Source organism: Mannheimia pernigra, assembly GCF_013377995.1.
In the GTDB taxonomy this organism is placed as follows: domain Bacteria; phylum Pseudomonadota; class Gammaproteobacteria; order Enterobacterales; family Pasteurellaceae; genus Mannheimia; species Mannheimia pernigra.
This window is the reverse complement of record NZ_CP055305.1, coordinates 1,632,929-1,648,716: the sequence shown is the minus strand read 5'-3', so window position 1 is coordinate 1,648,716 and position 15,788 is coordinate 1,632,929. Positions and strand designations below refer to the sequence as shown.

The 15,788-nt window shown below is 36.7% G+C and carries 17 protein-coding genes and 1 riboswitch; of the genes, 9 read left to right on the top strand and 8 right to left on the bottom strand.

What is annotated here, in order from left to right:
* Positions 1 to 59: 59 nt before the first annotated feature.
* Positions 60 to 244: riboswitch (Lysine riboswitch) on the bottom strand.
* A gap of 229 nt (positions 245 to 473) precedes the next feature.
* The gene (gene nagE, locus HV560_RS07935; protein WP_176808522.1) at positions 474 to 1,922 is read left to right on the top strand and encodes an N-acetylglucosamine-specific PTS transporter subunit IIBC; all 1,449 of its coding nucleotides are present in this window, start codon (positions 474 to 476) and stop codon (positions 1,920 to 1,922) included.
* A 91-nt stretch (positions 1,923 to 2,013) separates the two neighbouring features.
* Here the strand turns inward: nagE and HV560_RS07930 are convergent, their stop codons facing one another.
* A complete protein-coding gene (locus tag HV560_RS07930; RefSeq protein ID WP_176808521.1) occupies positions 2,014 to 2,343 on the bottom strand; it encodes a DUF496 family protein in 330 nt (109 codons plus the stop codon).
* 194 nt (positions 2,344 to 2,537) lie between these two features.
* On the opposite strand from HV560_RS07930, the gene ppx reads away from it, so the two are divergent.
* The 3 genes from ppx to HV560_RS07915 all read left to right on the top strand — a co-directional run bounded on the left by ppx (position 2,538) and on the right by HV560_RS07915 (position 5,599).
* Positions 2,538 to 4,040, top strand: coding sequence for an exopolyphosphatase (ppx, locus tag HV560_RS07925; RefSeq protein ID WP_176810015.1), 1,503 nt, complete (start codon positions 2,538 to 2,540; stop codon positions 4,038 to 4,040).
* Between the two features lie 215 nt (positions 4,041 to 4,255).
* A complete protein-coding gene (nanQ, locus tag HV560_RS07920) occupies positions 4,256 to 4,720 on the top strand; it encodes an N-acetylneuraminate anomerase (RefSeq protein WP_176808519.1) in 465 nt (154 codons plus the stop codon).
* A gap of 9 nt (positions 4,721 to 4,729) precedes the next feature.
* On the top strand, positions 4,730 to 5,599 hold the full coding sequence (locus tag HV560_RS07915; RefSeq protein ID WP_159629984.1) for a MurR/RpiR family transcriptional regulator: 870 nt from the start codon (positions 4,730 to 4,732) through the stop codon (positions 5,597 to 5,599).
* A 323-nt stretch (positions 5,600 to 5,922) separates the two neighbouring features.
* Here the strand turns inward: HV560_RS07915 and cspD are convergent, their stop codons facing one another.
* Together cspD and HV560_RS07905 are read right to left on the bottom strand one after the other, a co-directional pair.
* Positions 5,923 to 6,141: a cold shock domain-containing protein CspD gene (gene cspD, locus HV560_RS07910; protein WP_176812599.1), complete on the bottom strand. Its 219-nt coding sequence runs from the start codon at positions 6,139 to 6,141 to the stop codon at positions 5,923 to 5,925.
* A gap of 99 nt (positions 6,142 to 6,240) precedes the next feature.
* Positions 6,241 to 6,813 carry a YceB family lipoprotein gene (locus HV560_RS07905; protein ID WP_176812598.1) on the bottom strand — a complete coding sequence of 191 codons (573 nt, stop codon included), beginning with the start codon at positions 6,811 to 6,813 and terminating at the stop codon, positions 6,241 to 6,243.
* A 295-nt stretch (positions 6,814 to 7,108) separates the two neighbouring features.
* On the opposite strand from HV560_RS07905, the gene tgt reads away from it, so the two are divergent.
* Genes tgt through HV560_RS07890 form a run of 3 tightly spaced genes read left to right on the top strand, consistent with a single transcriptional unit; the run spans position 7,109 to position 9,054 of the window.
* Positions 7,109 to 8,263, top strand: a complete 1,155-nt coding sequence (gene tgt, locus HV560_RS07900) for a tRNA guanosine(34) transglycosylase Tgt (protein ID WP_176810010.1) — start codon at positions 7,109 to 7,111, stop codon at positions 8,261 to 8,263.
* A 13-nt stretch (positions 8,264 to 8,276) separates the two neighbouring features.
* Positions 8,277 to 8,789: a hemerythrin domain-containing protein gene (locus HV560_RS07895; RefSeq protein WP_176808515.1), complete on the top strand. Its 513-nt coding sequence runs from the start codon at positions 8,277 to 8,279 to the stop codon at positions 8,787 to 8,789.
* A gap of 49 nt (positions 8,790 to 8,838) precedes the next feature.
* Positions 8,839 to 9,054 (top strand): sulfurtransferase TusA family protein, encoded by a 216-nt coding sequence (locus tag HV560_RS07890; protein ID WP_176808514.1) that lies wholly within the window; start codon positions 8,839 to 8,841, stop codon positions 9,052 to 9,054.
* A 7-nt stretch (positions 9,055 to 9,061) separates the two neighbouring features.
* Here the strand turns inward: HV560_RS07890 and HV560_RS07885 are convergent, their stop codons facing one another.
* From HV560_RS07885 to yjgA, 4 genes are read right to left on the bottom strand one after another with little or no spacing between them, the layout of a single operon-like run.
* The gene (locus HV560_RS07885; protein WP_176808513.1) at positions 9,062 to 9,496 is read right to left on the bottom strand and encodes a pyridoxamine 5'-phosphate oxidase family protein; all 435 of its coding nucleotides are present in this window, start codon (positions 9,494 to 9,496) and stop codon (positions 9,062 to 9,064) included.
* Between the two features lie 9 nt (positions 9,497 to 9,505).
* Positions 9,506 to 10,069 carry a UbiX family flavin prenyltransferase gene (locus HV560_RS07880; protein ID WP_176810394.1) on the bottom strand — a complete coding sequence of 188 codons (564 nt, stop codon included), beginning with the start codon at positions 10,067 to 10,069 and terminating at the stop codon, positions 9,506 to 9,508.
* 46 nt (positions 10,070 to 10,115) lie between these two features.
* Complete coding sequence (locus tag HV560_RS07875) at positions 10,116 to 10,487, bottom strand: SirB2 family protein (RefSeq protein WP_176808512.1); 372 nt, start codon at positions 10,485 to 10,487, stop codon at positions 10,116 to 10,118.
* Between the two features lie 5 nt (positions 10,488 to 10,492).
* Positions 10,493 to 11,023 (bottom strand): ribosome biogenesis factor YjgA, encoded by a 531-nt coding sequence (yjgA, locus tag HV560_RS07870; RefSeq protein ID WP_159630002.1) that lies wholly within the window; start codon positions 11,021 to 11,023, stop codon positions 10,493 to 10,495.
* Positions 11,024 to 11,122: 99 nt separating this feature from the next.
* Between yjgA and pmbA the strand changes: the two genes are divergently transcribed.
* A complete protein-coding gene (gene pmbA / locus HV560_RS07865; protein WP_176810007.1) occupies positions 11,123 to 12,472 on the top strand; it encodes a metalloprotease PmbA in 1,350 nt (449 codons plus the stop codon).
* A 62-nt stretch (positions 12,473 to 12,534) separates the two neighbouring features.
* The gene (gene hpt / locus HV560_RS07860; RefSeq protein ID WP_159630006.1) at positions 12,535 to 13,071 is read left to right on the top strand and encodes a hypoxanthine phosphoribosyltransferase; all 537 of its coding nucleotides are present in this window, start codon (positions 12,535 to 12,537) and stop codon (positions 13,069 to 13,071) included.
* A 166-nt stretch (positions 13,072 to 13,237) separates the two neighbouring features.
* On the opposite strand, the gene HV560_RS07855 is transcribed toward hpt, so the two are convergent.
* Positions 13,238 to 15,625, bottom strand: a complete 2,388-nt coding sequence (locus HV560_RS07855; protein WP_176812597.1) for an exo-alpha-sialidase — start codon at positions 15,623 to 15,625, stop codon at positions 13,238 to 13,240.
* Positions 15,626 to 15,788 lie beyond the last annotated feature (163 nt).

Genomic DNA, 15,788 nt, shown 5'->3' with positions numbered 1-15,788 from the left:
GTTAGGGGATATTCGGAAAGGAAATTTGAGCAGATTATACGGTTTGATTGATTGAACCAAGTAATCAGAGCACTCCATTTAATATATGATATTAAATGACAGCTGATAGGATTCAACCTATGCAGCCGATGTTAATTCCATTCTAGTGAATTCACACCTCGGCAAGCACTCCCATCACTTAATTTTCAAACGGTCCTAGTTACCTCAAATTAAGTTGCCTGAGTGTTGCACCTCTCCCACAATGGTAAAGCCATTGTTATTTTTCCAGCACAATGGAAAAACGGTATAGAAATACCTTTTTATCATAGTTTTGTCAATGAATATTTGTTATCTAGGGCTTGGGTGCCGTATTGAAATAAAATTTCAAAGATATTTTTTGAAATGGATCACAAAACTCAATTTATCTAGTTGTAGTTTTCTTGAGTTAATTTTATTCTCATTTCCTCATAAGGTAACTTTGGAGATCATATATTATGAGTGCATTAACATATTTACAAAAAATCGGGCGTGCCTTAATGGTGCCTGTTGCTGCATTACCAGCAGCAGCGTTACTAATGGGTATTGGTTATTGGGTTGACCCAGAGGGTTGGGGGGCAAATAGTCAGTTTGCGGCATTACTCATCAAATCGGGTGCGGCAATTATTGATAATATGTCTATTCTATTTGCAGTAGGGGTTGCATTTGGAATGTCAAAAGAAAAAGATGGTGCAGCAGCATTATCAGGTCTAGTGGGGTATTTAGTCCTAACAACCTTACTTGCTCCAGGGGCAGTGGCTCAATTATTAGGTGTAGCGGCAGATCAAGTGCCCGCGGCGTTTGGTAAAATCAATAATCAATTTATTGGTATTTTAGTCGGTGTTATTTCTGCAGAGCTTTATAACCGCTTCTATCAAGTGGAATTATCGAAAGCATTATCATTTTTTAGTGGTAAACGTTTAGTACCGATTGTTGTTTCTGTTGTGATGATTGTGGTCGCATTTATCTTACTTTATGTATGGCCTGTTATTTTCGGTGGTTTAGTCTCTTTTGGTGAATCAATTAAAGATATGGGCTCAATCGGTGCAGGTATTTATGCTTTCTTCAACCGCTTACTCATTCCTGTTGGTTTACACCACGCATTAAACTCAGTATTCTGGTTTGATGTGGCAGGTATTAATGATATTCCAAACTTCTTAGGTGGTGCGAAATCATTGGCTGAAGGCAACGCAGTTGTTGGCGTGACAGGTATGTATCAAGCAGGCTTTTTCCCAGTAATGATGTTCGGTTTACCAGCCGCAGCATTAGCGATTTATCATAGTGCAAAACCAGCTAAGAAAGCACAAGTTGCATCAATTATGTTTGCTGCTAGCTTGGCTTCATTCTTTACGGGTATTACAGAACCACTTGAATTTGCATTTATGTTTGTCGCACCCGTACTTTATGTTGTACACGCATTATTAACGGGGCTTTCTGTTTATATTGCAGCTTCAATGGAGTGGATTGCAGGTTTCGGTTTTAGTGCTGGCTTAGTGGATTTAGTCTTGTCTAGTCGAAACCCACTTGCGGTTCAATGGTATATGCTTATCGTACAAGGCCTAGTTTTTGCAGTGATTTACTATGCGTTATTCCGTATTGTCATTCGTGTTTTCAACTTAAAAACGCCAGGTCGTGAAGATGAGGTGGATGCACAAACAATCAATGCAACTTCTCGTAGTGAACAAGCCTCAAAATTTATTGAAGCATTAGGTGGTAAAGGGAATATTACCAGCATTGATGCCTGTATCACACGCTTACGTTTAACCTTAAACGATACGAACAAAGTAAATGAGGCAAAATTAAAAGTATTAGGCTCAAAAGGTAATATCAAATTAGGCAATAACGGCTACCAAGTTATTCTTGGACCTGAAGCTGAATTTGTTGCTGATGCAATGAAGAAACTTTAAATCAGCTATTAAAGTGTTCTGATAAAATAAACAAGCGGTCATATTCTGTAAAATTTTTGCAAAATATGACCGCTTGTTTTTAATTTTTGTATTAGGCTTTCTTATTGGTTGGCGCCTGTTTGTGAGAAGCCATTTTTTGACGAATCTCACGGCGTTGCTTAGAAAGTTCAGCATTGCGGATCATATAATCATCAACGCGGTTTTCGTAGTCATCACGCATATTCGCTATAATTGCTCGGACATCGTCTATCGACATTTCATCTGAGATGTATTGTGTTAAGTTATCTAGTAGGAGTACTCGTTTTTGGTTATCACGAATCTTGCGATCATTATCAGCAGTTTCTCGATGTAATTTATTTTTTAAACGATAAAGATGTACATACTCTAACATATCGTGGAATGATTTATTTACTTCAGACATAGACAAAGCCTCTTGGTTGAGTTGATTAAAAGTAAGTAGATAAATCCTATTCTTTTTCGAACGATTCGTCAAAAATTTTTGTGTGAATTCTATGATTTAAATCGGTAATTAAAAAGATCATTAAATTTGTCGTGCTATTTAGTTTAAAATGGTAATATCTCATCATTTTAGTTTATATAGTACAGGGTTTAATAATGTCATCAAATATTGCTCCTCGTGAATTTGCTGCGATTGATTTAGGGTCAAACAGCTTTCATATGATCGTAGCCCGTATTGTGAATGGCTCAATTCAAATCCTTTCTCGTCTTAAACGCCGTGTACGTTTAGCTGATGGGCTTGATGAAAACTTAGTATTAAGCCAAGAGGCTATTGATAGAGGCGTTGATTGCTTAGCATTATTTGCTAAGCGTTTGCACGGTTTCTCAGCTGATGATGTAAAAGTTGTAGGCACTTATACGCTACGCAGAGCTGTGAATAAGCAGGATTTTCTTCATCAAGCAAAAGCAGTTTTTCCTTATCCGATTTCAATTATTTCTGGACAGGAAGAAGCCAAATTAATTTATTCGGGTGTTAGTCATACTCAACCCGAAACAGGTAGAAAGTTAGTATTGGATATTGGTGGGGGGTCAACTGAAATTACGATTGGCGAGAATTTTAATCCCATTCGAGCAGAAAGCCGTCATATGGGCTGTGTAAGTTTTGCGAAGCGTTTTTTCCCAAAAGGGGAATTAACTCTCGAAAATTTTGATAGAGCTTATCAGCTTGCAATGGAAAAAATTGAAGATCTGATGTGGGAATACCAAGAATTAGGCTGGGAGCAAGCACTCGGTTCGTCAGGCACAATAAAAACCGTTCATAGAGTGCTAATTGCTAATGGCTATCGAGATGGCTTGATTACTGAACCCCGACTACAAAAAATTATTGATTTGTGCTTAGAATTTAAATCGTTGCAAGATATAAAAATGAGGGGACTATTAGAAGATCGGGCAGATGTATTAGTGCCTGGTTTAGCCATTTTATTAGCCCTTTTCCATACGTTCAAAATTGAAACGCTACGCTATTCTAACGGTGCATTGCGAGAGGGCGTGATGTATGGCTTAGAAAAAAGTTTTCAGGTGAGTGATATTCGTCAACGCACAGCACAAGCATTAGTGGAGCAGTTTGATTTAGATAAGAAACAATCTGCAAGAGTAGAAAAAACAGCTTTTATGCTTTTTGAACAAGTGAATATTTGGAAAAATCGCCGTCACGTTGAAGATTTGCATTCTATGTTGAAATGGGCAAGTTTATTACACGAAATTGGTATCGTGGTGAATCATCATGATGTTCATCGTCATTCGGCATATTTGATTTCAAACCGAGATTTACCAGGGTTTGATTTTGAACAACAGACATTGCTAACAGTGTTAATTCGATACCACCTCAAAGGATTTAAACGATCAGATATTCGCAGTATTAATCGCTATCAATATCGCGATATATTAACTTTAGTCCGCTTATTTAGATTAGCCGTATTGCTTAATCGTTCCCGTCAAGCGACTATTGAGCCAAAGAATGTCACGCTAACTATTGAAAATAATGATTGGCATTTAGTATTTAATGGGGGCTTTTTAAGCCAAAATCCATTAGTGTTAGCAGATTTACAAGAGGAGCAAAAGACGTTGTCTAAGGCGGGTTTTCGCTTAATGGTTTCTTAACGTATACACATTTCTCTTCGTTTTCATTAACGCTATGAGAGGCATTAATGATTTCTTCAGCTTTAAAGTTTGATCTACTTCGCATTTTTGGAATTTTCTTATTGAGATTATATTTTTAAACTATTATTCTTCTTCCATTGGAGTATATCTTCATAAATATATATTTATGGAGTGATACATCAAATTATATTGTTGATTAAATTAAGGAAACATCTATGTTATTAGCAGATTTATCAAGAGACGATTATGCAAAATCTCTCCCTCCTGTATTTGCACGCCTTTGTGGGAAATTAAAGGCATTAGATTTAGCAAATTTAGCATTAGGCTGGCAAGATTTAGAAGAGGGTATTCGTATGAATGTGATGTCATTTGAAACTAGTCCAGCTGAAGGTAAAAAAGCAGAAATGCACCGCAAATTTGTAGATATTCAACTACTTATTGAAGGCGAAGAAATGATCGAATATGGTTTAAGTCAGCCTAATTTATCAAAATATGATGAATACAGAGATGAAGATGACTATCAATTAACTGATGAGATTGATGATAAAAATGAAGTCATACTTAAACCCAATATGTTTGCTATTTTCTTACCTTATGAACCACATAAGCCAGGTAATACAGTGAATGAGAACAAAACATTAAAAAAATTAGTAGTAAAAGTACCTGTGGAATTACTATAGGAGGCGGGAATGTCTGCTAGAGGAAAAATTCTCAATACAATTAGCTCTCTACAAAATAGTTTGACAAAAACAGAAAAAAAAATAGCAACTGTTATTTTGTCTCAACCAGAATTACTTAGCCAATGTTCTTTATCTGATGTAGCAAAATATTTAGATGTTGGCGAGGCAACGTTTATTCGTTTTTGTCGAACATTAGGCTTTAAAGGCTATACTGATTTCAAGTTGGAATTAGCGATAGAATTGGCTACTCAACATCAAGATAAACAAGTGCTATTGGATACAGATGTATCTGAAGCGGATACATCTAAAGATATTGCCAATAAGCTGAAAAATAGCTTAGACAGCGTGATTAGCGAAACGATTAACTTACTGGATTTTGATGTGTTAGAAAAAGTGGTGCAGGAGTTAAGGCAAGCAAAAAGAATATTTTTATTTGGTGTGGGCTCTTCGGGTTTAACGGCAGAAGATGCAAAACATAAATTGATGCGTATTGGGCTACAAACCGATTCTGTAACCAATAACCACTTTATGTATATGCAAGCAGCTCTTGTACAAGAAGGTGATTTAGTTATTGGCATTAGCCATTCTGGCTATTCTGAAGAGGTGGTAAAATCCCTTCGTTTTTCTCGAGCAAATAAAGCGAAAACTGTTGCTATTACCCATAATTTACGATCTCCTGTCACGGAAGAAGCGAATTATGTGTTAATTAATGGTAATCGGCAAGGTCATATGCAAGGGGATTCTATTGGTACGAAAATGTCGCAACTTTTTGTACTAGATTTAATTTACACCTTGTTAGTAAAAGCTGAGCCTGAAAATGCGTTAAAACAGAAACAAAAAACGCTGAATGTGATTTTAGAGCAAAGAATTAAAAGCTAGATAGTTCGAGCAAGAAAAAACCTTTGGTTAATTTGATCAGCCAAAGGTTTTTTATTACAAGCGGTCTATTTTCTCTTAATTTTTACCAATTCAAACAAAGGCTAAGCCACCTACGAGAAATCTCAAGCTATTATTATTGAGCGGATCGAAATGTAGGCTCAAAAATCGTAATAATACAATGTTTAAACCAATAAAACATAGAGCAAATGAGTGAGAATTAGCTGATGAGAAAGAGGCATAAAAATACATATAGCTCGGTTTAAAACCGAGCAAAGCATAAAGAATGTGTGGAATAGCAAGAAAAGTTATTATTTTACAGTAGATTATGAGGTTTTATCATCAAGTGGGGCAATGTTGGTAGCGGATGCTCCTCGATCGCTTTGTACTAATTCAAATTGTACTTTTTGCCCTACTTTTAATAAGCGATAGCCTTCTGTTTTGATTTCAGAGAAGTGCACAAAAATATCACCCTCGCATACATCCGATGTAATAAAACCAAATCCTTTTACATTGTTAAACCATTTAACAACACCGATTTCCATTTAAATCTCCCCAATAATTAAATAATATTCGGATTGTAAATAAAATGTTTAAAAGCTCAACTGCCAAAGTGTAGAAATTAGACAGAGATCACAAAATTTTTAAAAAATGGAGGTTTCTAATCGGATGTTACCCTCTTCAACTACTATTGCTTTACCAAATTTTTTTATCATTGCTTCTTTCGTTTTATTTTCATCTAAAGTGTAAACTGGCGTATTGTTTAAAAAGCTGGCTAACCCTTCTGCAAGCATCGGTAAGAACATCTGAAGTTCAGATTGATATTTTGTTGGTGTAGCAGACCAACTTAGTAATCGCACATTTTTGAGGAACAATGCGCCTTTTTTGGGATCGTAATAGGGTGTAGTATCCATATTTAAATGGACTGAAGCATCATATTTTTTGCCTCTGGCTTTTAAAATGCCGTCAACTGCACCTGAAATGGCAACTTTTTTGTCTTCGGTTCTGCCAATTTTGCTAGTCAGTGAATGAAGGCGATAATCCAATTCAAATAACTGAGGAATGCCGACTTTATCTTGTAGTGGCACTTTTTCATTTAATTTAGTCGATAAATAATCGTTAATTTCCTTTTCACTAATGCGAAGCATATTCGCATTCGCTGAAAACATTGCTGTTGAAGCAACAAATAAAGCGGTAAATTGGCGTAAAATTTTCATAATTTGCTCTTTTAAATTAGGTTTAATCGTTTAAACAAGGTAAAATGCACTCGGACTATCATCCACTTTCCATTTAGGACATATAAAAAATGAAAAAATTCTTATTATGCTTTAGCATTTTAACAATAGTGGCTTGTTCATCAACAGGTGTTGATGGAAGCATAGGAGCTGGCGGTGGCTCAAATGGAGTTGGAATCGGCTTGGGCGTTGGCACAGGTCTGAGATTCTAATATTTAAATTGTAAATTTTTAGCGGTTTTTGACCGCTTTCACGAACTGTTTATTTGTGGATAGAAATGAAGTACGAATTAAAGAAAACCAGCGGTAACGCACGTCGTGGGCGTTTAACATTCAATCGCCCGAAAGGGGAGTTTCACGTTGAAACCCCTGCATTTATGCCTGTAGGAACATACGGCACAGTAAAAGGAATGACGCCTGAAGAAGTGGCTGCAACTGGTGCTCAAATTCTGTTGGGTAACACTTTTCACCTTTGGCTGCGTCCAGGTCAAGAAATTATGAAAATGCATGGTGATTTACACGACTTTATGCAATGGCACGGACCGATTCTAACCGATTCAGGGGGGTTCCAAGTATTTAGTTTAGGTAAATTGCGTAAAATAAAAGAAGAAGGCGTGACTTTCCAAAATCCAATTAGTGGCGAGAAAATTTTTCTTTCTCCAGAGAAATCAATGGAGATTCAATACGATCTTGGCTCGGATATTGTTATGATTTTTGATGAGTGTACGCCTTACCCGGCGACCTTTGATTACGCAAAGCAATCAATGGAAATGTCGCTACGTTGGGCAAAACGCAGTCGTAATCGTTTCGATGAATTAGAAAATCCAAATGCACTCTTTGGTATTATTCAAGGTGGTGTGTATGAGGAATTGCGTAAAGTCTCAGTGGAAAAATTAGTCGAAATCGGTTTTGATGGTTATGCAGTAGGTGGGTTGGCAGTTGGTGAGCCAAAAGAAGATATGCACCGCATTTTAGAATATGTTTGCCCACAAATTCCTGCAGATAAACCCCGCTATTTAATGGGGGTGGGAAAGCCTGAAGATTTAGTAGAAGGCGTTCGCCGTGGTATTGATATGTTTGATTGCGTAATGCCAACCCGTAATGCTCGTAATGGTCATTTATTTGTAACGAATGGTATTGTGAAAATCCGTAATGCGAAATATCGTGAAGATACTACACCACTTGACGCTGAATGTGATTGCTACACTTGTAAGAATTATACTAAAGCCTATTTATATCATTTAGATAAATGTGGTGAAATTTTAGGTGCAAGATTAAATACCATTCATAATTTACGTTATTATCAACGTTTAATGGCGGAAATTCGCCAAGCGATTGAAGATGATCGCTTTGATGATTTTGTGATTGAATTTTATGCTCGAATAGGTAAAGAAGTACCCCCTTTACAATCTGAAGTAAACAATCAGAAATAATCAGGAGTTTTATATGCAACAACTTGAACCACAAGAGTTTGCAAGCTGGGCTGAACCTATTGATATGTTATATGCCTGCCATAGAAAAGTGAAAAACTTTTGCAAACAGTTACAAATTTTGCCAGATTACCTTGAAAAGAATGGTATCAATCAGGCAGTAAAAAATGATGTTCAGCAGATTTTAAATTATTTCAATATTTCAGCTCCGCTTCATCACCAAGATGAAGAAGATGATTTCTTTCCAGAGTTGATTAAAGTGCAGCCGCAAGCACAAGCTAATGTTGATGAACTAGAGAGCCAGCACGTTCATTTGCATAAGAATTGGGACGATTTATCTGTACAGCTAGAAGATTTACTTAAAGGCAAACGAGAGAATGTTGATAGAGATCTTATTAAGGCTTTTGTGGCAGGCTATGATGTGCATATTGCCATTGAAGAGCCGCTTTTTGAGTTAGGGCGAGAGCATTTAGCAGAAGAAAAGCTATCAGCAATGGGTAAGATTATGGCGGATCGCCGTAAATTATAATTTCAACGAATAAGGCGAACTTTAAGTTCGCCTTTTGTGTATCAATGCAATGAAATATTCTTTAGATTTAACAGGCTATAGCTGCCCGTTACCTTTGTTTATGGCTAAAAAAGCGATGACCGATCTTAAAAAGGGCGATTACTTAACAATTTTACTCAACAAGCAGAGTAGTCTTGCTGATTTTGAACTGCTTGCCCAGGAGCAAAGTTGGATTGTAGAGATTATTGAGCAAGCGGTCGAAAACCGAGTAAATTTTACCAAATAAGTTTGATTTATTCTTTTTCCCAAATAGTCTTTTTCGCAAAGATTACTTTATTGCCTGTGTGCTTGATTGTGCTAAAGCCTATTTCCCATACATCACTCGGTTTAAACCGTGCAAGCGGGTGTTTTTCATAATAAATTTGCAAAGCGATTTTTTTGGCTGCTTTGTCTTCTAAACATTTCGTAGTTGCAGAAAATTGCACGCCCTCAATATCTTTTATTTTTTCAGTTTGCCCGCAAATTGTGCCAACAATGTATGGATTTTCTAGCATAATTTGTGCGTGTCTGGTTTTTTTTGCGGTTAAGATAATTAAACGAGCATTTTCTTCATCAAAGGCATAAAAACAATTTGCTGCCCAGAAATCATCTTGAGTATGAGTAGCAAAACTCACAACGTGATTTGAGCGGATAAAATCGGCGATCTCTTGGGGAATTAGCGAATTCATTTTTATAACTTATTCGCCCCAATGAGGTATATTGGGAATTTCAATATCCAGTAATGAAAGGGCGTGAGCAACGCTATGGGTTACCATTTCATCAAGGCTGGTTGGTTTTTGATAAAAAGCGGGAATCGGGGGGAAAATAATGCCGCCCATTTCAGTTACTTTCCGCATATTATCAATGTGTACAAGATTAAAAGGGGCTTCTCTTACCATCAGTACCAATTTTCGGCGTTCTTTTAATACCACATCAGCGGCTCGAGTAAGAAGATTATCGCTAAACCCATTGGCAATAGAGGCCAGCGTTCGCATTGAGCAAGGTGCAACAATCATTCCTATGGTTTTAAACGAACCACTTGCAATACTCGCCCCCACGTTTTGAATGGCGTGTATTTCATCAGCTAAGTGGTGTAGAGCTTCTCGCTCATAATTTGTTTCAAGTGTTCGAGTAAGCTCTGCCCCTTTTGTGATGACTAAGTGGGTTTCTATGTCTTCAAAAGGGTGGAGTAACTCAAGCACTTTATAACCATATTGAAAACCACTTGCACCACTAATACCAACAATAATACGTTTTTTCATCATTAACTTACCTAAAATTGTTGTGCTACCTTAAATGATCATCATTCTATTTAAAGCTTGCGATAAGCATAATCATCATAAATGAGAAAACTGAAAGCAAATAGAACTTTAATGAAAATGGATGCCCTTTTTTGAAGGCTTTGGTTGCAAAAATAATGTATAACACTAAAAATAATATTTTAGGCAACAACCAGCTAAATTGGGCTAAGGTAAAAAATTCATACGAGAGGAAAATAATAACCGCTGCAATCCCCGTTATTAATAAAATTGTATCTACAATATGTGGTGCAATACGTAATATTGTGTATTGTCTCCAATTAACCGCCTTTGCTGCTAAAAAACCACGCACTAATAAGAGCACTAAGCTAATGTAGGCTAATCCAAAGTGAGCTTTAAGTATTATTGATAGATATTCCATTTTAATTACTCCGCAATTTCAGCTTTTAAATATTGATAAATTTCACGATAATTTTTTGCTGGTTTATTCGCTTCACGCTCTTTAATTGCGCCACGAATTAAATTACGTAAATGTTGGCGATCTAAATGAGGGTATTCATTTAACAGATTATCTAGCGAAGGATCGCCCATTGCAATTAGCTGATCACGCACCAGTTCTAATTTATGCAACAATGCCTGTTGCTGGTTATGGCGATTTTTTACTTTGTCTAATGCTTCTTGAATGGGATTAGGATCTTGATTTCGCAATAACTTTCCAATAAATTGAATTTGACGACGGCGTGCTTCCATTTTAAAGCTTTGAGCTTGGCGAATGGCTTCTTTAAGTGTGTCATCAAGCGGGATTTTTTCTAGATTTTGTGGTGTTAATTCAATTAATTCTGCCCCAATTTTTTTTAAATGCTCGGAATCTCGTTTAATTTCACTTTTACTGACCCAGATAATCTCTTCTTCGTCATCTGTCCAATCAATCTCATTTTTGCTACGTTTTCTAGCCATTGTGCGTCCTTTTTCGTGCAAACTATAAAAAATGCCGTATTCTAACAGAAATTTGGGTTAGAATATATGAATCGTTGAAATCAATAAGATGGAACAAGAATGTCGATTACAGATAAACAAATTTTACAACAGCAAGAGCAAGAACTACGACAAGCGGTTGAATTTGCATTAAATTTTGCAAAAAAGGCAGGAGCAGAAGCGGAAGTTGGCGTGACTAAAGTGATGGGGCTTTCGGTTTCAAGCCGATTAGAGCAGGTTGAAAATATAGAATTTAATAATGATGGATCTCTTGGTATTTCTGTATATTTAGGAAAACGAAAAGGCAATGCCTCAACCTCTGATTTACAATACGCCTCTATCCAAAAAACCGTAGAAGCAGCATTAGCTATTGCAAAATATACCTCCGAAGATGATTGCACAGGGCTGGCAGATAAAGAAATGTTAGCATTTGAAGCCCCTGATCTCGAACTTTATCATCAAGCGGATATTTCCGTTGATCAAGCAATAGCATTAGCGATTGAGGCGGAACATTATGGTTTAAACGCCGATGATAAAATTGTAAATAGCGAGGGAGCAGCGTTTAATTCGCATAGCGGTGTGAGGGTTTATGGCAACACGCACGGAATGTTGCAAAGTTATCTATCTAGCCGTTATTCGCTTTCTTGTAGTCTGATTTCAGCTTATGAAGACCAACTTGAGCGTGATTATGAATACACTATTTCTCGTGAGTTTGATAAATTGCAGCCTGCAAAATGGGTAGGTAAACAAGCAGCAATGAAGGCGGTAGATAGAATTAACCCTCAGCGTATTAAAACGGCAGAAATGCCAGTGATTTTCTATAATGATGTTGCTACAGGTTTAATCGGACACCTCGCGGGTGCTATTAGTGGCGGGGCATTATACCGTAAATCAAGTTTTTTATTAGATAAATTAGGCGAGCAAATTCTACCCGAATGGTTTGCTATTTCAGAGCGCCCCCATTTATTACGCCAGTTAGCCTCTTCTGCTTTTGATAGCGAGGGAGTCATTACGCAAAACCGTGAAATCATTACTGAAGGGGTGTTACAAACCTATTTAATGACAAGTTATTCAGGGAGAAAAATGGGGCTAAAAAGCACAGGGCACGCAGGTGGCATTCATAATTGGCTGGTTAAACCAAACCGTCAAGGTGGATTGAAGACTTTGTTAAAGGAGATGGACACTGGCTTATTGGTTACTGAAATGCTTGGCTCAGCAATTAATAACGTAACTGGCGAATACTCACGCGGAGCTGCCGGTTTTTGGGTAGAAAATGGTGAAATTCAATATCCTGTGGCAGAAATTACCATTGCAGGACAGCTACAAGATATGTATAAGAACTTGATTGCTGTTGGTGATGATATTGAGCATCGCTCAAATATCCAAACAGGTTCAATTTTATTGGAAAAAATGACAGTATCTGGCGAATAATTTGCAAAATTTTTACAAAATATAACCGCTTGTCATCAAATCAAATTTACTTGGAGAAATCAATGCAAAATCATCATATCGAAACGTTATATTCAAAAGAGGATGTGCTAGCAAGAATCAATGAGCTGGCAAAACAAATCAACCAGCACTACCAACAAAAACAGTGTCAAAATTTGGTTGTTGTTGGATTGTTGCGTGGTTCATTTATGTTTATGGCAGATTTAGTTAGGCGGTTAGATCTACCTGTAGAAGTGGATTTTTTAACCGCTTCAAGTTATGGAAACAGTACAGAATCTAGCCGTGATGTCAAAATTCTCAAAGATTTAGATGGTGAAATTCAAGGTAAAGATGTATTGATTGTAGAAGATATTATTGATACTGGCTTCACCTTAAGCAAGGTAGGGGAGATTCTCAAATTACGTGAGCCAAATTCACTTGCTATTTGTACTTTATTAGATAAACCTTGCCGCCGCGAAGTTGATGTGCCCGTAAAATGGGTGGGATTTGAGATCCCCGATGAATTTGTGGTGGGTTATGGGATTGATTATGCCCAAAAATATCGTCATTTAGATTATATTGCTAAAGTAGTGATTGAATAAAAAAACTCAATCACTACTTAGATTTTCACGACTAATTACATTCTCGATTAAGGTTGAAATATAAAATATTCTTATCGAGAAAGAAAAATTAAAAGACTGAGCTCTATGGAATATAGAACTCAGTCTTGAGCTAGTCTAACTTTTAAATCGTAATCAGTTTACGGTATTACCAGTTATAACTCACATTTAGACCGAAATTACTTTCAGTAGTTTGAGAACCATAACGATGTAATTTGAAATCAGCCCCTAATGCCACACCATTTGCAAAGCGTTTTTTCAACCCTGTCGTGACAGAATACACGTTACTTTTATCCTTTATTTTGTATGTGTTTGTCATATCATTAGATTGAGATAAAGTTATATCACCATTGACAAACCCTATACTTGGACGAATATAAGCATCAATATCATTTAGCTTATAATGGATATTCAATCCTACATCACTTGCATAGACCGTGCGGCTATTAATCGCAAGATCTTCATCTATTAATGAGCGAGAAGAACGTGAAACGTAAGCACCAACTGATGGGCTAATGCTTAATTTATCATCTAATTGAATACGATAAGCATAATTGAGGTAGCCATCAACATTGTTATTACGTGCTAGCATATCTTTATGTTTTACGCCACGATAGCGTAAGAAGCCAGAAAGTTGGTGATTATCCATTTCATATTTAGCTCTTGCACCAATTTGTACGCTATTACGATTTTTATTACTGTATTCAAAGAATAAGCCACCACGTAAATTCGCACTTAATTTTGTATTCAAGCCTAAGGATAGATTATTGTGTTTTACACCTGTGTCGTAATGGGCAAAGAAATTATCAAAGCTACGATATAAAATATCTGTGTTATATTCATTGAACTTTCTCGCTTTTTGGATGTAGCGAGTGAAGTCTAATTTAGTATTTAAAGCCAAATAGCTTTCATATAAATTAGCATACGTATCCATAATACCATTATAATTTAAATAAGTGGTATCCGCTGTATTGGTGACTTTATTCACATAAGCTAAGGCTCTTTGATAAATATTCTGTTGAGACGGCAGTGCTTTAGTAATATTTTTTGCCAATTTATCCAGCTCATCACTATTGTTTTTCAGATTATACATTTCTTTGTTAATCACAAAAGATTGTGCAATCGCAGTATCATTAGCACGACGCATTTTTTCGACTAGTGTCTCTTTTTGAGCTTTATTGAGATAAGGCAGTGCATTGATTTTATCCAAAGCAGGAGTAAGTTCATCTGGTAATCCCCATTCGATAGCTTTTGCTTCCATTTCAGCAATATGTTCAGTTAAATTTTTTACTGAAATATCACCATCGTTTTCAAAAGCAACAAATAAATTCCCTTCTTTATAGGCTAAAGAGGAATAACCAGCACCAGCGGCATTACCTGAACCTGGACGAATAATATGCACCTTGTGTTTGTGCGATGGATCTTTTGCATCTAGCATCCAAAGTGTAATATCACCCCTTTTCCACCCGTCATTCTTTCCATCTGGTTTAGAGATTAGCAGCACTTTTCGACCATTTGGTAGTGTTACATAGATAGAAGAGCCTTGAGTTGGTTGTGAGCTAGTTGGTAATAATCCATTAGTTGGAGTAAATAATTCCCAGGTTTTACCCATATCAGTAGAAGAGTATGCCCAGCGACTGTTTCCTCGTCCAGTCATCACCAGCTTACCGGGTTCGAGTTCAAACACCATATTTTCTAAAGAACTTTGGTTCGGTGCAACTGGGTTGTCAATTTCTGGCATATCCCAAGTTTTCCCATTATCCTTAGAATACATAATAGTGGTGGCAATACCATTTTGATGTGCGGTTTGAATTGGGAAAACCAACGTACCATCTTGCATTACAATTCCAGATCCGACCCCGCCTAAAAAGCCTAAGGTAGGTTTTCCATTTTTGGTGACTTTAGAAAATACGTCTAAATTGCTGAATTTACTAAACTCAGTATTTTTCTCCCAATTTAAACCGCCATCAGTAGATTTATAAATGGTAGCTGCCCAGCTGCCACTATTAAAGTGAGGAACACGCCCACCATACCATTGTTGATCCGACATAGACCAAGTTCCGTGCATGACATATAAACTATTATCAATAGGATTATGTAATAAAGTTGGATCCATTGAACGACGTGCTGGGTGATTAGTTCTATCAAAAGACCAAGCGGTTTTCTTCGTCCAAGTATGGCCACCATCGGAAGAAATCGCAATACCAGGATCAATACGATCTTGGTCATACGCACGATTCCAGCGTAAATCAAACATAACAACTAATTTATTATCTTCGGTAACTTGCATAGCTGGAATACGGCTATAATATAATGGTGCAGTACCTGCAGCTTCACCATTTGGACCAATACCAGCCCAAGGCTCGCCAGCTACTGGAGTGGTAAAGTTATCGACTCCGACACGCTTGGTAATATTTGTGAGATTAAAATTAAGGTCGCTTTTCCAAAAATCAGAGTTAGCGGAAGCAGGCAAAATACTTAGGAAAAAGTATGGGGATATGATTAACTGATTGATTTTTCTCATCATTTTCTCCATTAGGGGGATAAAGTGCAAAAACTAATTTTTAGCTGAACAGATATTATATGGTTCAATCTTATGTATAAAATACCAGCTAGCAAGTAATTGTAACGGCATTTTATGATTAAGATTTAAGCACAAAAAAATAAAAAAATCTGAGAGATTTGTCACAATTATTGAA